An 18,688-nucleotide genomic window follows, 5' to 3' on the forward strand; every position below is an offset into this window, starting at 1 on the left:
TGCAGCCCGAGACACGGCGCCCCCTATGCTATGGGTAGGCGTCGAGGGTGAGGGGTGGTCGGCAACGATGGCGGAGGCGGTCACGGTCGAGCAGCTCGAGGCGGGCACACATGCCTGCCTCACCTTCACCGATCCGGACGAGCGCATAGACCTGATCGCCGCATTCGTCGGCGAGGGCCTGGAGCAGGGCGACCGGGTGGTGTGCTTCACCGACACCATCGCCCCCCAAACCCTCGGTGAGGAACTGCTCCAGCGATCCGTCGCCTATGACGAGGTGATCGCCACCGGCCAGCTGCGTGTCGCCGACTACACCACGGCCTGGCTCCACAACGGCGCGCCCAGCGCCCGGCGCATGCTGGACATCCTGACCGAGGAACTCTCCGCTGCCGCAGCAGCCGGGTTCACCGCGCTGCGGGTCACCGCGGACATGGGCTGGGCCACCCGTCCCCACGCCGCCGCCCAGGAACTGCTGCACTTCGAACGGCAGCTCGGCGACCTCGCTCCGGCAGGGACACTGACCACCATCTGCCAGTACGACCGCGACGTGTTCGACGCCGTCACCCTCGCCTTCGCCGCCGAGGTCCACCAAAAGACGGTCGCCGCGCAGGTGTACCACGAAGATCCGCTGCTGCGGGTGTGCCGGCAGTACCGGCCGCCGGGCGTCCGCATCGCCGGCGAACTGGACTACCGCCACCTCACTGTGCTGCAACAGGCCCTCGCCGAGTCGATCCGCCTCGACCAGCACATCCACCTCGACCTGCGGCGGCTGCACTACCTCGACGGTGCCTGCGCCGCAGAGATCATCCGCGCAGCGACTGAGCTGCCGCCCGACCGTCACATGCTCGTGCGGTGCGGCCCGCTCGTCGACAAGCTCCTGCAATTGTGCGGCGCGATTGACGTACGGCAACTGCGGGTATCCAACGCGCCATGAACGGGCCCGAGCAGGAGGCGGCCGGCGTCAAGCCAGCACCTCGCACCGACCCGGCACACGCCCTCGATCTTGAGCAGCCGTTCACCGAAGGCGACCTGTACACCCTGCGCGCGGCCGTCACCGCACACGCCCACGCCGGCAACATCCCGGCGCGCACTATCGACAGCCTCCTCCTTATCGTCGGTGAACTGGCCAGCAACGTGGTGCAGCACGGCGGTGGCACCGGTCACCTCCGGCTGCGGCGAACCGACAACAACCTGATCTGCCAGGTCAGCGACCACGGCCCCGGAATCGCCGACCCCGAACTCATCGGACTCGTCCCGGTCCCGCCGACCGCACCAGGCGGCCGCGGCCTGTGGATCGTGCGGCAACTCAGCACCGACGTCAGCATCCGCTGCGACAGCACCGGCACCACCGTCACGGTCACGATGCCCGTCCATCTCATCCCAGGACCTCACTGACCCTGCACGCGGTTCGTCATGCCGACCAGTCGGACGTGGTGTCGCCGCACGCGAGCTACCTGCCGTCCGCGAGCCTCAAGGTTCATGCCCCACCTGGATTGCACTGATCATTTCGATTCACTGTCGCCAGACTGCGGAAGGTTGCGTGTGGGTGCACTGGCCGCGCGGCACGGCCGATGAGCGTGTACCGGCAGCGGCTTCGAGTTTGCGGCTGATCAGCGAGAACGGCGAAGACGGACCTGGCAGTGTACCGATGCCATCGAACGCCACGTTCTGCCGCCTCGCGACGAGGCTTGTCCGCCGACCGCCACACCTTCGGCGCGGCCACCACCAGACGCACCCTGCCAACCGGCCCGCTCGACCGTTAACTCGGGCCCGCAGCCACGCGTTCCGACGCCGCTGGAGCGCACACAACGTCTGCGCGCACGGCGCCGGCAGGAAACACATTCACCACCGCGACGTCGACGACCTGGAACTCGCCTACGAGAGCATGGACTGGCCTCGGAGCCCAGGGCTCTCCTCACCCTCTACGCCGCCGAACCCGCCGCACCGACCACCCACGCCGTCGAAATCTGGTTCGCCGGTGGTGTCACGTACTGCTGTGCTGGCTGGCGCTGCTGCTCATCCGCGTCGCGGAGAACACCTCCGGGCAGACCTGGCAACGCATCCGCACCGAGGCCGACCGGCTGCACGCCGTCACCTTCACCGGCCCGGCCGGCATCTTCCGCCAGACCACCGAGCTCACCAAGGCCCAGCGCGACCTGTTCACCGCGCTCGCGATCGACCCGCCCAAGCGCGTCCAGGCCGCCATCCCAACCACCTGACCACTGAACCCCCAGGTCAAGCCATCGCCGCGGCCTCCGACCGCCTAGATACACGCCCCGTCACCAGCCAAGAGCGCATTTCCGCACGTCACCTACCGGATCCGCGGTCTATTCAACGCCCTTATCTGCGGAACTCGGGTTGCTGTCCGGTGAAAGGCTCGTTTGCCGGTGAGTCTCTACCGGCATGCTGCTTCAGGGCGGACGGCTCGCTCTGAGATGATTCCGCAGTGACGGTTCGCCTGCTGGCTCGGGGCCGTGCGCGACGTTGGCTCGCAGCGGCATTAGCTGGGTTAAGTGCTGTTCTGCTGGCCATGCTTGCGGTGACGACAAACCTAGCGACGAACGTGGTCCCGTCATCCTGGCAGCGGTGGACCGCGAACTCCTTGCTGATGTGGTGCGCGGTCGCAGTCCTGGCAGTCGTCGTTGCGGTCTTTGCCATCCTTCTGCAGCATTTGTCCGCAGCACCCGATGCTCCCGCTCCCACCCAGGAGGCTTCTGACAAAGCCGTGGCCGAATTGGCCACGAGGCTCGAAAAAAAGTGGGCCATTGAGGCGGTTCGGCTTCAGGTCATCAAGCCCGTTCCGCTCTCGGTTCGGTGGTCCTCGACCGATCGCCCGGCTGCCAACCGGTCTGTCGTGTTCGACGAAATCGGCGCGGATTGGCAGGATCTGCCGATGAAGGGCAAGGTCGACCCACTCAACCGAGAGATTGTGGATGCATTTCTGGATCTCCCCCACCGGCAGTTGGTCGTGATCGGGGAGCCAGGAGCTGGCAAGAGCATATTTGCGATCTTGTTGACGCTTGGGCTCATTCGCAGCGCGGCGACTGATGTAGGGCTGCCGGTAATCTTCGCGATCAACGAATGGAATCCAGCGACAGAAGGAGTGGAGGCCTTCCTCGCTCGACGAATGGCCGAGGAATATACGGACGTTCTGGACGGTCCGGGCGGACCCGCCGCCATGGCCCGGCGCTTGATCGAACATCGGCGTGTGCTGCCGATCCTTGACGGTCTCGACGAGCTGCCGACTAACCTGCATGCGACGGCTTTGATCGCGCTTGATGACTTCGCGGCGATCGGCCGATCGCTGGTCGTCACGTGTCGGACTATCGAATACGAGCAGGCTGTTCGTCGTAGTCAGGTGATGTCACGGGCTGCTGTGATTGAGTTGGAGCCCGTTGATACGGAAGCAGCGATCACGTTCCTCTCCCAACCCGTCGATGAGTCGCGCTGGGCATCGGTATTCGGGGCCGTCCGCCAAGACCCGACCGGCCCACTCGCCTCGGCCTTCTCCACTCCGCTGATGGTCGGTCTCGCTCGTATCGCGTATCGTGAACGATCTTCCACCCCCAGCGACCTGCTCACGTTGCCCACGCGCCATGACATCGCCGGTCGACTCATGGATGCGTTCGTCACGGCCGCATACAGGGACTCACCGAACTCCACCGCATATGACCGTCGCCGGCGAGGCCGCTACTCCGTCGATCACGCGAGACGAGCGCTGGGCGGCCTCGCGTACCACCTGTACCAGGCGGGAACCCGTGATCTGCACCGTCAGGATCTCCCGCCCGATCTGCTAGCCGTCCACTCGGGTCGAACGAAGGTCCTCATCGTCTCGGCACTGGCGCTGCCGGTGGTGGCGGTTGCGATCCTGTGCGGCCACGCGATCGGGGGCGCCTCGATGGCCGCCCGTCTGGCTGCCGCTGTCGCCGCCGAGGTGGCTGCGGTCGCGACGCTCCGGCCAAGGCTTCTTTGCTGGCTGATTGATGACCACTCCCCGATCTCACTGAACTACCGAACTCTGAGTGAGCGCCGTACTGTACGTCGGAGATCCGCCTTCGAGTTCGGGTTGGGGGGCGGCCTATTGATCGGACTGATTGACGCCAGTTGGACGGCAGCACTGCTCGGCGGGCTGTTCGTTGCCTTGCTAGGACTGGCAGTTGACTCGATGAGCATGACTCGACTTACTCGGACAACCCTCGGTCACAGCATCCGCCTCAACGGCTGGCCTGCGGTAATTCTGGCTCTGTACAGCCTGATTGCAGGTGCGGTATTCGGGGCTATCACTAGCTTCCTCGACGCGAGCGCTCGTGCATGGATCGCCGGGGGTGCCGCCGTTGCGATATTCGGCAGCGCATCGGTGTTGATCGGCATCTGGCCTTGGGCATGTGGTTGGGCCGCCAGAGCCCGGCTCGCGGTAAACGGCTGGATGCCGTGGCGACTTCAACGGTTCCTGAAGGATGCACATGAGCGTGGGGTCCTTCGACAAGCCGGAAGTGCCTACCAGTTCCGGCACGTGCTACTTCAGGACCACCTCGCGCGTACCGTCCAACGCAAGCACCTGCGAGCCCAAGCCGATGCCGGCAGTAAGGATGCGGCCAAACGATTGGTCGAGCTTCTAGCCAAACAGGGACGCCTTGATGACCTTAAGAGCTGGGCCGATGCCGGTAGCCCGGCAGCAGCCTTACAGGCAGCCCATATGATGGCACGACGCGGCGAAGCGGACGAGGCAATCGACTTGCTCCGCCCTCACGCTGACGGCAAGGATGTCGGTTGGTATTTCGCGGGCTTACTCCGGGAACATGGCCGCATCGACGAATTGAGGTCACGGGCCGATGCCGGTGACGAACCTTCGGCTCGGGAGTTGGCCAAGCTGCTGGGCAAATCAGATGACATCGAGGAGCTGAGGACTCGAGCCGAACTTGGCGACCGAAACGCTGCCTGGGAAGCCTCCCTCTTGTTAAGACGGCAAGAGAGGATCGACGATGCCATCAGCGTGCTTGCACCGTACGCAAGCGATCCCAACTTAGGCGCCATGCTGGCGCGCCTGCTTGATCAGCAAGACCGGGTTGCTGAGGCGATCGATGTGCTCCGCCGCCACGTCGACGCGCACGTGCCCAAGGCCGTGCGGAGGCTCGCCGACCTGCTGGCGGAGCATGGCCGTACGGATGAGGCAGTCGAGGTCCTCCAGGCGCACGGCAGTGCCGCCTTCGTCGCCGATCTTCTCCGAGCTCACGGCAACATCGACCAGTTGCAGGCCCTTGCGGCGGCCGGCGACGAACGGGCCGCGATCGAACTAGCGGAGCTGCACATCGAGCGCAATCTACTCGAAGAGGCGGCAGCCGTGCTGCGTACCAGCGCCGAGTCAGGTAGCCGCAGCGCCGCACGAAAGCTCGCCGATCTACTGTCCAAGCGAGGTCAGAGCGAGGAGTTGCGCGCCAGATCGGAGGCCGGCGACAAGTTTGCCGAATCGGCCCTGAACAAACTCCTAGCTGACCGGGCTGACCTCGTCGGACTGCGGAGCCGGGCGGACGCTGGCGACTCTGAGGCTGCGAGGAGCCTGGCACGTCTTCTCGCCCAACGGGGAAGCATCGACGAGGCCATCGACGCCCTCCGGAGTCACACCAGCCACGCCGAGGCGGCGAGAGACCTTGTTAATCTGCTTCGACAGCGCAGTCGAATCGATGAACTCCGTCATCGTGCCGACGCCGGTGACCACAACGCGAGTGGGGCGCTTGCTTCACTACTCGAGCAGCGCGGTGAGCTCGAAGAGTTGCGGAGGCGAGCCCACGCCGGTGACGGCGCCGCCGCGGCCGGCTTGGCTCACTTGCTCCGCGAACGTGGTGACATCGAGGAGCTACAGACGCGGACCAGGGCTGGCGACACCTTCGCGGCCAACTCTCTAGTCCGCGCCCTCGAAGCCCACGGTCGGGTCGACGAGGCGGTCGAGGTCCTAAGGAAGGGCGCTCTCGCCGGCGACAAGGACTCCGTCAAACTCCTGATCGACCTGCTCGTCCGGAATGATCGCCGGAACGAGGCGGCTGCCTTCTTGCGACCACGCGCCGATGCCGGCGACCGAGACGCAGCCCGGCGGCTATCCGACTTGACCAACCCCGACGACGGCTGGGGCTAATCACGTCGGCGTCCTATTCGTTCGTCGCCGATCGCATGCGATCGGTCGATGTGCACTCTCATCGACATCGGCGGATGGCTCGCCTTCGTGCGTTGCAGTTGGATCGGGAACTGTGCGGTGGGCTTGGTGGCCTGTCGCGGATGCGACCTGCAGCTCCACCGCCGCCCGTGCCTAGAACTGCCGCTCAACTGTGGAACGTGGGCAAGGGTGGCAACTTCGTCGCGTAGTGCGGCGGCGGCGGTGGGCAGCATCATGCCGTCAGGCAGTATGGCTGCCATGTTGAGGTCGCGGATGGCGTCGCGAATCTCGTCCGAGGCGTTCTGGTGGCGGGTGCGGCGGTGATCCTGGTGTGCTGGTTGCATTGTTGGATGCGGTCTGGTTCGGGCTGCTGTGTCATTGGGCATCAGGGAAGTTAGGGCGCGGGCGCGGGCTCGGGGATACCGTCGTCGATCCGCATCATCAGCAGTGACGAGCTATGGCGCAGCACACGGGTCTTCCTGATGGTTCGGAGTGGCGTCGCGCTACGCGCGCGCTGCGGTCCCACTACTGACCGTGAGTCAGGCAGCCGTGCCGCCGTCCCCTCTCTGTCCGATGCATGTCGGCCTTCATCGTGGGCCTGCGGCCTGTGGCCTGTGCGGCCGCAGCCGGCGTCGAACCCGCTTCAAAACTGGAGGCATTGACACCTACCCAGGTATTGAAGCCGCCTGGTTCGGGCGGCTGCGGATCCGATGTCTGGGCGCGGCTCCTCGACCCGCCGCAGCGATCCAGGTGCCACTACGCTGCTCCTGTACGTCGGCACACGCGGCAGCGGCAGTCGCATCATTGGGGGACTGCTGTGTTGGGCCAGAGCCTGACCAGGTATTTTTCAATGCCGTCAAGATCTCGCCACCCCGCTATCGCGGTGTCGACGTCAGCGTGCTGTGTCTGCTGTGAAACGCGGAGTGCTCCAGCGAGCATGTCGGTGCGGCCGGTGTGGCCGAACGTGATGCCGTAGGCGCCGGGTCCGCTGCCCGCGTCGATGTCGAGCAGGTCCTCCGGCAGGATGTTGTCGCCTGAGTCGACCCTGATCCGGCCGGTGGGCAGTTGAAGGCTGCTGCGGACCTCCCAGTGCCACGGCGCCTCGCCGGGTCCTGGTTCGGTATCGAGCAGCTCCAGTCGCAGCAATGGCATGCTGCGCTGATGAGCGCAGTGCACGAGCAGCACTGCGCCGGCGGCGCCGTACAACCGTCCTCCGCGGTGGCCCGGAATTCGGCTGGCCCTCCACGCCGGCAATTGTGCGGACGTGTCGGCGCTGATGTCGCGGATCATGAAGATCCCTTCACTGGTCGGGATCACGAACTCGAGCGACACGGTCACTGCGGGAACCTCCTCGGCTGACCAGGGCGCGGGCCGGTCCCGTGCCGGAACCGGCCCGCGTCCGTCAACGGCTGATGGCGACGAAGAACGCGTCGTCGTCGAGCATCCGGTTTGCTTGGTAGAACTGCGCGTTGATGTACCTGGTCCCCGCAGTTCCGTTGTCCTCTGCGCCGATCAGGCGGGAGGAGCCGTTCCAAGTTCGCCAGCCGTTGCTGTCGCCTCCCGCGGCGGTACTGCCGAGGTAGGCGCCCTCCTTGGTCGACGCGAACGGGTACTCATCGCATTCCAGATTGGGTGTTGCTCCGCCCGGATCCCAGACATCTACACATACCTTGCCGGCGTACTCGCGGTTCCTAGCTTGGTCGACGGGGTTGATAAGCCTGTGTAATGAGCTGATCTCAACGACTTTGCGGTAGGTATTTGTATTCGAAATGGGTCAGGTGCAGCGCGGCGGCGACGATGTCGCCGATCCGGCGCGGGCTCACGGTGGTGTGTCGTAGCGTCTTCCAGCGTCCGATCAGGGTGGCGAAGCCGCGTTCGCCCTGCCAGCGCAGGCCGCGTAGCAGCCGGTTGTATGCGCGGTTGTCCGGCGCGAGCCGACTGCCGTCGGCGGGTTGCTTGACGGGTGTTTTGATGCCGTGACCGGTGTTGTCGTAGCCGGCGTCAGCCAGTGCGGGCAGGTCAAGGTGGGCGGCCGCCCAGTTCAGCGCTGCGGTCACCCCGAGCGCGCGGGCGCAGCTGGTGTCGTGCAGGTGCCCGGGCAGCGCGTCGGAGGTCCAGATCGGCAGCCCGTCGGGTCGCATGACGGCTTGCACGTTCGCGCCGAAGTCGCGGTGCTTGCCGGAGTACCACGCATCGATCGTGTCGCCCTTGACGCTCAGCGTGGTCTCGGTGAGCCGGTCGCAGTCGAACAGCTTCCCGTCGAGGATCACGTGCGACCAGCCGTCGGCGGCGACCCGGCGCAGCGCCGTGTGCAGGTCCTGGGCCTGGGCAGCCAGCACGGCGACGCCCTCGTCGCGGTAGCGGTACGCGGTGGCCCGGGAGATACCGAAACCGGCGTCCAGCAGTGTCAGGTTCTCGGCCTTGCGGAACCAGACCAGCACCATGAGTGCCTGGTAGAAGCAGGTCAACGCTCGCGTGCCGGTCCGGGTGCCGCGGTCGCGGCGCTCGGCGGCGAGCAGCCGGCCGAGGTACTGCACGAGTTCCCTGGGCACGTCGAGCATGGCAGGATAGGCGATCACGCGGAGCCCTCTCGAAGACGTGGATCTGTCGCAAGACCTGTCTATCGATGGCTCCGCGCCTGTTTCCGGCGTCGTCCGGCGTGAACCGATATGCCCGTGTCGAGCGCACTCGACAGGAAGCGGTATACGGCTAGGACGCCAGGTCGCGCTGATACCAGGTGCCTGGCTTACCCCCGAGATGGGCCGGGTCAGCCGGGCCGACAGGGACGAACCCGGCCTTGGTTAGCACCTTCCGTGACGCAACGTTCCGATCGGCGGTAGCGGCGCGCAGCGTGCGCAGGCTGTGCTCGGCCACCGCTAAATGGCACAGTTCCCGGACAGTCGCGGTCGCCACGCCACGGCCAGCAACATGCTGCGCGACCCGGTAGCCGAGTTCCGCGCTGTGATCGTCAATGTTGTACAGGTTGAACCTGCCCAGCACGACGCCGTCCTCAGCGACGAGCACGTAGAAGGCGCACACGCCGGCCTCCTGCTCAACCAGCAACGCGTCGTGCCGCTCGGTGAACTGGCCGAAGAAGTCGTCGCCGCGGTCGGAAACCGAGGCAGCGAAGTAGGCGCGGTTCGCCAACTCGAAGGCCAGGACCGCCGGGGCATGACCGGCACGCAGCCGCCCACGCAGCACGCCTGGGTCACACCGCGTTTCCGCAGCCGCAGAGGGGGCTGGTTCCGGGCCTGCTCATCGAGGTCGTGCAGCCAGTCGCTGATCGCGGCGAACGACGACGCGCCGGCGAGGACGGCGCAGACCGCGACGGTGAGCAGGCCGGCGAGGGGATAGCGGATCCCGCGCGGGTCACGTGGATCCGGGACTGCGGCCAGGGCGTGCAGTAGCCCGCCGTGCTCACCATCGGTGACCGCTACGGGCGGGACTCTACGCCGGGTCGGTGACGGTCAGTGCGGGGATGAGGGATGATGCCATCTGCGGGTGAGGTCCTTGCGGTGGTCACGGGGCGTCGAGAACTCCATGATCACCGATACGGCCTCACCCGCTTCTTCGGCCTCCGCAGGGCTCTCCCACCGTACGAACCCCCTGCTCAACACCTCGTCGATCGACTACGCAATCGCCCTGACCCTGGACCTGACCCGCATCGACCGCTCTTGCCTGCGTGAACACACATAACCATGCCAACAGCATGGGCCAGCGGCATCGTGAAGGTGATGCCGGCAGCATCACCGAGCTGTGCGGACCGTCCGACCAAAACAACGGTAAGCAGTTGATCTCGGCCGGTCGCTGGTAGGGCTCTCGGGCGAGGAACTGGCGGGTCGGCTGCACCTTCCCTTATCGCCCTCGATAGCCGAAATTCGGTCTGAATAGCCGAGGCTGGCGCAACGACGACATCACAAATACGAACATAGGTTGACGTAAGCGAATCAGATGCCCCCTCCACTGGACGTTTGATTCTGGTTGGGACGGATAACGTCCGGTCCGCCCATCGACAGTCACTGCCCACGTGTGCCTGAAGTTGCCAAGAACATCATCATTTCAGCCGATTCGAGTCGGCCGCATACGAGACGTTTCAGCAGCGGATCGTGTCTGATTCACTTTCGTCACGGAAACAACGGACCCGCTGTCCGTCACACCGGCCCACCGCCACCGTACGCACACCGGCATGACTGAACGCAGCGCGTACCCCTCCGACCTGTCCGACGCCCGCTGGGCCCTCATCGCCCCCCGACTCACCACGTGGCGCCAGACCCGCACCGACGCCAGCGTCGGCGGCCGCACACCGACGCACGACCTACGCGAAATCTTCAACGCGATCCTGTACATCAACCGCACCGGCACCCCCTGGCGCTACCTGCCCCACGACTTCCCGCCCTACCGCACCGTCTACGGCTACTTCGCCGCCTGGACCAACGAAGGCATCTTCGCCGAACTGAACTACGACCTCACCGGCCTGGTCCGTGACCACACCGGCAAACCGGCCACCCCCACCGCGTCCATCATGGACACCCAGAGCGTGAAACCTCCACCAACGTTCCACTGTCCACACAGGGCACCGACGCGGGCAAGAAAGTGGTGGGACGCAAGCGGGGCATCATCACCGACACCCTGGGCCTACTCCTGGCCGTCATCGTCACCGCCGCCAGCGTCAGCGACAACGCCATCGGCGTCGACCTGCTCAACGAGGCCACCACCCGCCATCCCACGCTCGCCAAAACATGGGTCGACGCCGGATTCAAGAACACCGTCGTCGAACACGGTGCCAGACTTGGCATCGACGTCGAGGTCGTCACCAAAAACCCTGCCATCAAAGGATTCTCAGTCGTCAAACGCCGCTGGGTCGTGGAACGAACGCTGGGCTGGCTCATGCACCACCGCCGGCTCGTGCGTGACTACGAAACCCGACCCGACAACTCCGCCAGCATGATCACCATCGCGATGATCGACAACCTCGCCAAACGCCTCACCGACGAAACCACCCCAACCTGGCGAGACACCTGAACGTACACAACTCACAAACTTCGTGAATCAGACGTCCTCTCCAGGGCATACGGCCGGCGCATGCCACCTCTATCGGCGAACCGACGACAAGTCTGCTGGCCGGCCCTGCTACAGGCCGGATGCGAGGCGCTCGACGGAGGACAGCGGGACGGCGGTGAAGCCTGTCGTCGAGGCGCGGGCGAAGGTTTCGCTTCCTGGGATCTCGGTCAGTCGGCCGTGGAAGGCCGTACCGGACAGGCCGCTCGTGCTCCAGCAGCCGCCCGACCTGCCGAAGATGACCTTGCCGTCGACGATCGGCGCCTGCTCGACTGTCACGCCGAGGGCGGATCCGGTGAGCTGTTGCGGCAGGACCAGGGCGAACACCATCTCGCCCGGACCCCAGAGCGGGCCGGGGTTGCCCCGGGCGACCGGATCGGGCAGCGGCGGCAGCTCGGGCGTCTCGACCCACACCCTGGCACCGTCATGCACGGCCGGGCCGCCCAGCGTGCGCACGATGTCCAGCGTCATCTCGTGATGCCGGACCCCGTCGCTCGCGGTCCGTCCCGTCAGATGCGCCCGCGCGACGATGACCGAGGCGCCCGTGCCGCGCAGGTCGCGGAGCCGGTCGGCGAGCGGGACCGCCACGCATCCTTCCGCAACGGCCGGGGCGGAAGGACCACCGGAGGCGATGGACGCTGTTGCTGGGGCGGCGCTGGGTGGCTGCGCATCGTCCTGGGCCCGGGCGAAGAACAGGCCCCCAGCGGCCAGGACCACCACCGTGCCCGCCGCGGCGAAACCCTGCCTGCGATGGTGCCGGGCCCGTCGCTTCGCGGACAGGCGGGCGAGCACCGCGCCGGGGTCGGCATCGTCCAGGACCAGGGCCTCGCGCAGTTCGTCGACCTCCATCATGATCCCCTCCGATCTACGGCGGCGGTCAGCCGCAGCGCCGAGCGCGCGTGCGACAGGTGTGAGCGGACGGTGGCGGGCGAACAGCTCAGGACGTCCGCCACCTCGTCGTCCGTCTGGTCGAACAGGTATCGGAGCACAACGGCGGCGCGCTGCTGCGGCGCCAGGGTCGCCAGCAGCCGCCGCACCTCGTCTCGGCGGTCCACCGCCTCGTAAGCGTCGGCGTCCGCTCGCTCCAGCAACGCCGGGTCGGAGGTGGCCTCGGTGCGGCGGCGACCGGCCTTGCGGGTCTCGGACAGGAACGTGGAGAGCACTATCCGGCGCACGTACGCCAAGGGATGCTCCATCCGGGAGATCCGGCTCCAGCGGGTGGACGCGACGAGCAGAGCGTCGACCAGCACGTCCTCGGCGAGGTGCTGATTTCCGCAGAGCGCACCGGAGAACCGCGTCAGACCGGTCATCTCAGCGCCGAGGAACTCCTCGAACGTCATTGAGGTTCCTCCCGCTGCCGACGTGCCGCCCGTACCGTCACCAAGGTAACGCTACGGGCGGCCGCAAATGTGGAGCCCGACTACGAACTATTTCCGGCGGTCAAGGTCATCCGGTGCGGAGCGAGGCGCCGAGTGAATTGTTGATCGTTCGCATGGACGAGAACAACATCCAGTCACTGCAGATGTTTCCGCCGCCGTCGTGCACGCCGGCGCAGTTCGTCCAGCCGCCCTGAACCGCTTGGATCATGCCGGTGGCCCGAACCTGGTTGGTGCCGCCGAGAGTGAAGACCGGCCCGCCGCTGTCCCCCTGAATTGCGGCAATGCCGTTCGACTGCTGGTGCCCCTGAATGGTGCAGATATTGCCGAATCCCATACCGTCGTTGAACAGCACGCACATCGTCCGCACTTCGATGGCGCAGCGCACGCCGGAGTTGCCTCCGCTGGCGCAGACCAGGTCCCCGGTGCTGACGTCGCTGTAGCCGATGACCGTCTTCTTATATCCGGCCGAATTGTTCCAGGCGCCGTCGAACATCCAGTAGAAACCGCCGGTGGTCATGACACGGGCCGCACCGTCACCAGAATTCACCAGGCCGTCCCCGTAGCTCGCGGAGCCGTCCCGGGCCCGGTAGTCATGCCGCCAGCAGTGGCGTGCCGTGGTGGTACGAGACACGCCGTTGAGCCAGATGCCGAAGCCGGTCGTACACACCGTCCCGCTGCTCGGCGAGCGCATGTAGCCGCCAGCGTTGAACGGCGCGGTGTCGTTCGACCGGGTGGCCACCGCTGGCGTGATCCGCCCGGCCGACGGCGCGACGGAGACGTCGACACCGATCTGCGCGGACGCCCCCTTCGCCAGCGTCGCATCGCGTGCGGCGCGGGTCTTGGACGAGGCGCCGAGGTAGTTGCCGCGAACGATGACGCCGTCGAAATCGGGATCCAGGGTGGCAACGGACGTCACGTCGAAGCCCGTCAGCGCGCCCTTTCCGGCGCTCCGAGCCGCCGACTGCGCCGCGGTCAGCAGCTGCGTCCGGCTGAACTTGCGCTGCTTGATGGTCAGCGCGATGCCACGGCTCCTCGCCTGCGCGACGATGGCCTGCTGGAACGGGGTCGCCGCTCCGTGCCACAGGACCGTCGTGGCCAGGTTGGCGACGTCGTTGACCGACTCGACGTAGCCGCTGTCCTCCACACCGGGCTGGGTGATGATCCAGGACTTCAGCGCCATGAGGCGTTCCTGGCGAGCGATTTGATCGGCCGAGACGAGCTTGTCGCTCGCGTCGGCTGATGTCGACGTGGTCGGCGGCGCGTCGTCGGCCCAGGCAGGCGGCGCCGAGGAGAGAAGCAATGCGGTTGTGGAAGCATCGCATGAATGCTTCTTCGCCGCCTTCGAGGACCTGAAGGATGTGGGTACGAATAGTCAGATCGTCGATGGAACCGTGGCTGGTGACGACCATGCCGGCGGTCGGCAGAGAGGTCGCGCTCGAACTCGGCCAACACCTCCGGATCGACCGCTGACCGTCGTGGGCTTCGACGACGCCATCGCAGAGCTCTACGAATGGCTCGCCGTCCAGTTCCCACCGCGAGCTGAGCGGGCGGACAGGGAGGCGCACTTCGTTTCACGGCGGGAACAGCTCGGCTTCTGGAGAGACGAGCTGCTCCACGCTCTGGTGCAACGCGGCACCGAGAGCAGACATGGACCCCGCCGGCTCTCGACCACCTGCACCAACTACTGCAGGACCGACGGCGACGCCTGATCACCGACGCAGCCGACCTCCAGGCGGCCGTCCTGGAGGCTTTGGACACGATCAACAAGTGGCTTACCGGTGGAAACTCCGCAGGCGTCGGCCAGCGGCACGACATCCGTGTGGACGCGACCGATAGCGCTGGCGACACGATCTGCGTCGTCATCGAGGTCAAGGGCTGCTGGAACGACTCCACCACGACCGCGTTGACCAAGCAGCTCTTCGGGCAGTACCTCGAGCCGGCCGGGCATACCCACGGCGTGTACCTCGTCGCCTGCTTCCAGCCCGAGCAGGTAGCCGGTGACAAGCGCTCGAAAGTTGCGCGGCACACCACTACGGGACTGCTCGAAGACCTCGCAGCTCAAGCGCAGCAGCTTCCGTCGCCGTTCAACGTTGCGGTCGTGGTGCACGACATCGCGCTACCCAGGTAGAACTCACCAGTGCGCTGCGACAGCGTGACGGAGCCGGCTCGCCGTGCGAACTGATCTCCTGGCGCGAGCCGCCGAGGCGTTGAATGCGAGACCATCAGCGGCAGCGGCGACGATCCCGGGCAGCGGGCGTTCATCTTCGTCCAGCAGGTGTACGACACCGACAAGTTCTTCTACGAGCAGCCGGGCACGTTCTCCGGCGGGCGCTGGTTCTCCAGCGGGCCGGTGCGCATCGGCGACCCGGCCAACGTGGACACCGAGTACTACCTGCACGTCGTCGTGGTGGACCAGACCACCGCGGAGAAGCTCGACCAGGTGCGCGGTATGTACAAGGAGGCGAAGCTACCCGGGACCAAGCTCGGCACCAAGAACGTCAAGCGCAACCAGATCATCAACTGCTGACGGCCGCCGGGCGGAGCTGGCTGGTGTCGGCCATGCCCTCGACGATCGCGCGGGCGACCGGGGACGGGTCGGAGCCGTCGAGGCGGAAGCCGTCCGCGACGTGCACGGCCGGCTGGGCCATGAACCGCGGAGCGGTGCCGCGGTGCGGCCACGTCGCGGTGTGGACGATGAACGGGTGGCACAGGTAGACGTCGCCGGCGGCACCGGTGGCCTCGGCGGTCAGGCGGCAGAATGTCGACGGGCGCAGCAGGTCGGGCACGGCGCCGCCGGGCATGCCCGGCGGCGCCGCGGGTGGCCAGGGCGGCCGCGGCGTAGCGGTGGGAGCCGAGCAGCAGCCGGGTCGGCGCGTCGAGCGGGCCGACGTCGGAGAACAGGAACAGCGCGAGCAGGCCGCGGGCCCGCGAGCGGACGTTGGCCCAGTACTCGGTGCCGCCCCACCACGAGCCCTCGATGTGCCAGCCGGCGTCGCCGGGGAACTCCTCGGACGGGAAGCGCACCGGGATGGTACCGCCGACGTCGGCCCGCGGCGTCCAGCGGCCCGCGCCGATGAGCTCGTCGTAGTCCGCGTGCAGCGCCGGTGCGGCGGCGGCCGCGCGGAACGGCTCGGCGTCCGGGGTGTCGATGCTGATGGCCGGGCGGCGCCAGGTGCCGGGGTCGTCCTCGCGCACGCCGTGCCCGGCCAGCACCGCCCACGCCGCCCGGCGGCAGGCAGCCGCGGTGTCGGCGTCGAACGCGCCGCGGACCACGACGTAGCCGTCGCGCACGAAACCGTCGATGTCCAACGGAGAGCTCAGCATGGGCCGGGGAGAAACGGCAGGTAGGACACCCAGCCGCGGTTCGTCCAGCCGGCCAGGCCGGTCTCGGTGTCGTAGACCAGGAGCCAGTCGGAGTTGAGCTCACCGTTCGGGTTGGTCATCCGCTCGCCGTCGATGTTGCAGTACACCTGGACCCGGTGGGTGGCGGCCATGCCGACCACCGCGCAGATGGGCTTGGTGCAGGTGTGCATGCCCGCCCCCTCGTCCGCCGTGGCCATCTGGTAGCGGTTCGGGTCGCCACAGCGGGCCGCCTGGCTCTCGTCGGTGAGCCAGTGCTCGTTGGTCCAGCCGGCGAACTTCGTGTTCCAGTCGTACACCAGGTCCCAGTAGACCGTGCCGCCGAGGCTCTGGCCGACGTGCCAGCAGAAGTCGGAGACCTGCTCGCCCAGCCCGTTGACCGTCAGCGCCGGGCACGTGGCCTGCGCGCAGGTGTGGACGCCGGCGCCGGCGATGTCCACGTGGTTGTAGAACCAGCCGTTCTGTGCGGCGGCGGGGCCGGCACTGAGGCCGAGCAGGAGCGCTGCCGCGGCGGCGACGAATCCGAGTCGGGACGTGCGAGACATGGGCTGGCTCCCCGTGACGGCGACTGTCGATGCCGGGCCAACCTAGCAGTGATCGTCCGGCGTCACTGCCTCGCCCGCCGGGGCGCGTGTGCGACTGCGGGCGCGGTTGCACAGTGGGCTCGCCGGGCACGGCGGGCTACAACACCATGATGGCCGCGTTGGCGCAGTTCAAGATCCGGTTCCTCGGGCCGCTCGAGTTCTTCGACGGGACGCGGTGGGCGCCGATCCGGGCCGCGAAGCAGCGGGCGCTGCTGGCCATCCTGCTCGTCAACGCCAACCGGACCGTGCCGGTCTACCAGCTAATCGCCGAGCTGTGGGGCGAGAAGCCGCCGCAGAGCGCGACCGGGCTGCTCGCCGGGTACGTCTGGCGGCTGCGGCGCACGCTCGGCGACCCCGACGGCGACATCCTCGCCACCCGCGCGCCCGGGTACCAGCTCAACGTCCCGCTGGGCGCCGCCGACGTCCACGACTACGAGGCGCTCACCGCCGCCGGGCGGCGCAGCGTCGCCGAAGGGGATCCCACGAGCGCGGTCGCCACGTTCTCGGCGGCGCTGGACCTGTGGCGCGGGCGGCCGCTGGCGGATGTACCACTGGGGCCGTCCGTGCTGGGGGAGCAGGCCCGCCTGGAGGAGGGGCGGCTCGCCGTCGTCGAGGCGCGGATCGGGGCCGAGCTGGGGCTGGGGCGGCACGAGGCGCTGCTGCCGGAGCTGAAGCTCATGGTGTCGCAGTACCCGCTGCGGGAGCGCCTCCACGCGCACCTCATGATCGCGCTGCACCGCACCGGCCAGCAGGCCGAGGCCCTCGGCGCCTACCGGGACCTGCGGCGGCTGCTCATCGACGAGCTGGGGATCGAGCCCAGTAAGCCGCTGCGGGACCTGCACGGGCAGATCCTGCGCGAGGACCTGCTGCCGCCGCAGACCGCGCCCGGCGCGGGGGCGACGAGCGCGGTGGTGCGGCTCGCGGTGCCGCGGACGCTGCCGGCCGACGTGCCGGCGTTCGTCGACCGCGACGACGAGGTCGCCCGGATCACGGCCCGGCTGACGAGCGGCGCCCAGCGCTGCGCGGTGCACGGCCTCGCGGGGGCGGGCAAGACCGCCCTGGCGCTGCACGCCGCGCATGAGGTGACCGGGCTGTTTCCCGATGGCCAGGTGTACCTCGACCTCGGCGCCGGAGCCGCCCAGGTGCAGCTGCGCCCGGCCGAGGTGATCGGCCGGCTGCTGGCCGCGCTGACGGTCCCCGCGACCGAGCTGCCGACCGACACCGAGCGGGCCGCGGCCCTGCTGCGCACCGTGCTGTCCGGGCGGCGGCTGCTGCTCGTCCTCGACGACGTGCTCGACACCGCCCAGATCGAGCACGTCCTGCCCGCCGCGCCGGGTTCCGCGGTCATCATCGTCGGCCGGCCGGCGACCGCCGCCGTCGAGGGCGCCGGGCAGATCCGGCTCGGGCGGCTGCCGGTGACCGCGGCCGTGGAGCTGATCCGCCGGTACGCCGGAGCCGAGCGCATCGACGCCGACCGCGCGTCCGCGGCCCGCATCGCCCGCGCGTGCGACAACCTGCCCCTCGCCCTGCGGATCGCCGCGACCCGGCTCGCCCAGCGTCCACAGTGGTCGGTGCGGGACCTCGCCGACCGCCTCGCCGACCCTTCCCGGCGCCTGGACACCCTCGCCTGCGACGGCCTCAGCGTGCTCGACAGCCTCCGCAGCGGCGCGCGGCTGCTCCAGCGGGTCGGGGACCGCGCGGCGACGCGGACGCTGCGGATGCTCGGCGTGCTCGACCTGCCGGTGGTGCGGGCGGACGCGCTCGCCGTACTGCTGCAGGAGTCCGAAGCCGTCGCGGAGTCCACCGCCGAACGGCTCGTCGACGCCGGCCTGGTCGAGACCGTGAGCCTCGGGCGGTACCGCATCCCGGAACTGGTGCGGTTGTGGGCCCGCGCGGAGTACGTCACGCCCGACGAGGAGCGCTCCGGCACCCGGCGCGTCGTCGAGCACTACGAGCGGGTCCTGCGCGGCCTGCTCGACGGGCGACCGGCCGACGGGGCCGCCTGGTACCGGCAGGAGCGGGCCGCCCTGTTCGCCCTCGCCGACCGCGCCGACGGGGCCGCCCTGCCCGGGCTCGTCGGGCAACTGCGCAGCGCGCTGCGCCACCACCGCGCCGCCTGAACCCCACCGCTCGACCTCGGGGCACAGCCATGCCCGGAGCCG

Annotated in this window: 16 protein-coding genes and 4 pseudogenes; 10 read left to right on the forward strand and 10 right to left on the reverse strand. The window is 68.0% G+C overall.

The window, feature by feature from the left end:
* Nucleotides 1-67: 67 nt before the first annotated feature.
* The 5 genes and pseudogenes from Drose_RS15880 to Drose_RS15895 all read left to right on the forward strand — a co-directional run bounded on the left by Drose_RS15880 (nucleotide 68) and on the right by Drose_RS15895 (nucleotide 6,127).
* Nucleotides 68-931: an MEDS domain-containing protein gene (locus Drose_RS15880; RefSeq protein ID WP_260728971.1), complete on the forward strand. Its 864-nt coding sequence runs from the start codon at nucleotides 68-70 to the stop codon at nucleotides 929-931.
* Nucleotides 928-1,392, forward strand: coding sequence for an ATP-binding protein (locus Drose_RS15885; RefSeq protein ID WP_260728972.1), 465 nt, complete (start codon nucleotides 928-930; stop codon nucleotides 1,390-1,392). Before Drose_RS15880 ends, Drose_RS15885 begins: the two co-directional genes overlap by 4 nt.
* 253 nt (nucleotides 1,393-1,645) lie before the next feature.
* Nucleotides 1,646-1,849: pseudogene (locus tag Drose_RS39075) on the forward strand (hypothetical protein); the annotation flags it as partial.
* A gap of 130 nt (nucleotides 1,850-1,979) precedes the next feature.
* Nucleotides 1,980-2,216, forward strand: a pseudogene (locus Drose_RS39345) (IS1634 family transposase); the annotation flags it as partial.
* A gap of 227 nt (nucleotides 2,217-2,443) precedes the next feature.
* Nucleotides 2,444-6,127, forward strand: coding sequence for a coiled-coil domain-containing protein (locus Drose_RS15895; RefSeq protein WP_260728974.1), 3,684 nt, complete (start codon nucleotides 2,444-2,446; stop codon nucleotides 6,125-6,127).
* Nucleotides 6,128-6,946: 819 nt separating this feature from the next.
* Here Drose_RS15895 and Drose_RS15900 read toward each other — a convergent pair.
* The 5 genes and pseudogenes from Drose_RS15900 to Drose_RS38770 all read right to left on the reverse strand — a co-directional run.
* The gene (locus tag Drose_RS15900; protein ID WP_260728975.1) at nucleotides 6,947-7,483 is read right to left on the reverse strand and encodes a hypothetical protein; all 537 of its coding nucleotides are present in this window, start codon (nucleotides 7,481-7,483) and stop codon (nucleotides 6,947-6,949) included.
* Nucleotides 7,484-7,547: 64 nt separating this feature from the next.
* Nucleotides 7,548-7,916 carry a NucA/NucB deoxyribonuclease domain-containing protein gene (locus tag Drose_RS39350; protein WP_425545088.1) on the reverse strand — a complete coding sequence of 123 codons (369 nt, stop codon included), beginning with the start codon at nucleotides 7,914-7,916 and terminating at the stop codon, nucleotides 7,548-7,550.
* Nucleotides 7,882-8,724 carry a transposase family protein gene (locus Drose_RS15905; protein WP_260728976.1) on the reverse strand — a complete coding sequence of 281 codons (843 nt, stop codon included), beginning with the start codon at nucleotides 8,722-8,724 and terminating at the stop codon, nucleotides 7,882-7,884. The genes Drose_RS39350 and Drose_RS15905 overlap by 35 nt, the downstream gene beginning before the upstream one ends.
* Nucleotides 8,725-8,854: 130 nt before the next feature.
* On the reverse strand, nucleotides 8,855-9,346 hold the full coding sequence (locus tag Drose_RS15910; protein WP_260728977.1) for a GNAT family N-acetyltransferase: 492 nt from the start codon (nucleotides 9,344-9,346) through the stop codon (nucleotides 8,855-8,857).
* Nucleotides 9,347-9,447: 101 nt separating this feature from the next.
* A pseudogene (locus tag Drose_RS38770) lies at nucleotides 9,448-9,549 on the reverse strand (transposase family protein); the annotation flags it as partial.
* A gap of 782 nt (nucleotides 9,550-10,331) precedes the next feature.
* Here Drose_RS38770 and Drose_RS15920 point away from each other — a divergent pair.
* Nucleotides 10,332-11,167: pseudogene (locus Drose_RS15920) on the forward strand (IS5 family transposase).
* Nucleotides 11,168-11,275: 108 nt separating this feature from the next.
* Here the strand turns inward: Drose_RS15920 and Drose_RS15925 are convergent.
* The 3 genes from Drose_RS15925 to Drose_RS15935 form a co-directional block, all read right to left on the reverse strand.
* Nucleotides 11,276-12,055, reverse strand: a complete 780-nt coding sequence (locus Drose_RS15925; protein WP_260728978.1) for a hypothetical protein — start codon at nucleotides 12,053-12,055, stop codon at nucleotides 11,276-11,278.
* Nucleotides 12,052-12,543: a sigma-70 family RNA polymerase sigma factor gene (locus Drose_RS15930; protein ID WP_260728979.1), complete on the reverse strand. Its 492-nt coding sequence runs from the start codon at nucleotides 12,541-12,543 to the stop codon at nucleotides 12,052-12,054. Before Drose_RS15930 ends, Drose_RS15925 begins: the two co-directional genes overlap by 4 nt.
* A gap of 106 nt (nucleotides 12,544-12,649) precedes the next feature.
* Nucleotides 12,650-13,762, reverse strand: coding sequence for a S1 family peptidase (locus Drose_RS15935; RefSeq protein WP_260728980.1), 1,113 nt, complete (start codon nucleotides 13,760-13,762; stop codon nucleotides 12,650-12,652).
* A 40-nt stretch (nucleotides 13,763-13,802) separates the two neighbouring features.
* Here Drose_RS15935 and Drose_RS15940 point away from each other — a divergent pair, with 40 nt between their 5' ends.
* From Drose_RS15940 to Drose_RS15950, 3 genes are all read left to right on the forward strand, one after another.
* Nucleotides 13,803-14,291, forward strand: coding sequence for a hypothetical protein (locus Drose_RS15940; protein WP_260728981.1), 489 nt, complete (start codon nucleotides 13,803-13,805; stop codon nucleotides 14,289-14,291).
* Between the two features lie 110 nt (nucleotides 14,292-14,401).
* Entirely contained in the window at nucleotides 14,402-14,710 is a 309-nt protein-coding gene (locus tag Drose_RS15945; RefSeq protein ID WP_260728982.1) for a hypothetical protein, read from the forward strand.
* 147 nt (nucleotides 14,711-14,857) lie between these two features.
* Nucleotides 14,858-15,109, forward strand: a complete 252-nt coding sequence (locus Drose_RS15950) for a hypothetical protein (protein ID WP_260728983.1) — start codon at nucleotides 14,858-14,860, stop codon at nucleotides 15,107-15,109.
* Here Drose_RS15950 and Drose_RS15955 read toward each other — a convergent pair.
* Together Drose_RS15955 and Drose_RS15960 are read right to left on the reverse strand one after the other, a co-directional pair.
* A complete protein-coding gene (locus Drose_RS15955; RefSeq protein ID WP_260728984.1) occupies nucleotides 15,099-15,383 on the reverse strand; it encodes a hypothetical protein in 285 nt (94 codons plus the stop codon). The two genes, Drose_RS15950 and Drose_RS15955, sit on opposite strands and share 11 nt — an antisense overlap.
* Nucleotides 15,384-15,899: 516 nt before the next feature.
* Nucleotides 15,900-16,487 carry a hypothetical protein gene (locus Drose_RS15960; RefSeq protein WP_260728985.1) on the reverse strand — a complete coding sequence of 196 codons (588 nt, stop codon included), beginning with the start codon at nucleotides 16,485-16,487 and terminating at the stop codon, nucleotides 15,900-15,902.
* 158 nt (nucleotides 16,488-16,645) lie between these two features.
* Here Drose_RS15960 and Drose_RS15965 point away from each other — a divergent pair, with 158 nt between their 5' ends.
* Nucleotides 16,646-18,646, forward strand: coding sequence for an AfsR/SARP family transcriptional regulator (locus tag Drose_RS15965; protein WP_260728986.1), 2,001 nt, complete (start codon nucleotides 16,646-16,648; stop codon nucleotides 18,644-18,646).
* Nucleotides 18,647-18,688 lie beyond the last annotated feature (42 nt).

Origin of the sequence: Dactylosporangium roseum (assembly GCF_025264685.1) — a bacterium.
Classification (GTDB): Bacteria; Actinomycetota; Actinomycetes; order Mycobacteriales; family Micromonosporaceae; genus Dactylosporangium; species Dactylosporangium roseum.

What these genes read in the sequence shown, in the direction of transcription:
- Drose_RS15880 (WP_260728971.1), top strand. Translation starts at nt 68, where the DNA reads ATGGCGGAGGCGGTCACGGTCGAGCAGCTCGAGGCGGGCACACATGCC.
- Drose_RS15885 (WP_260728972.1), top strand. Translation starts at nt 928, where the DNA reads ATGAACGGGCCCGAGCAGGAGGCGGCCGGCGTCAAGCCAGCACCTCGC.
- Drose_RS15925 (WP_260728978.1), bottom strand. Translation starts at nt 12,055, where the DNA reads ATGATGGAGGTCGACGAACTGCGCGAGGCCCTGGTCCTGGACGATGCC.
- Drose_RS15930 (WP_260728979.1), bottom strand. Translation starts at nt 12,543, where the DNA reads ATGACGTTCGAGGAGTTCCTCGGCGCTGAGATGACCGGTCTGACGCGG.
- Drose_RS15935 (WP_260728980.1), bottom strand. Translation starts at nt 13,762, where the DNA reads ATGGCGCTGAAGTCCTGGATCATCACCCAGCCCGGTGTGGAGGACAGC.
- Drose_RS15955 (WP_260728984.1), bottom strand. Translation starts at nt 15,383, where the DNA reads ATGCCCGGCGGCGCCGTGCCCGACCTGCTGCGCCCGTCGACATTCTGC.
- Drose_RS15960 (WP_260728985.1), bottom strand. Translation starts at nt 16,487, where the DNA reads ATGTCTCGCACGTCCCGACTCGGATTCGTCGCCGCCGCGGCAGCGCTC.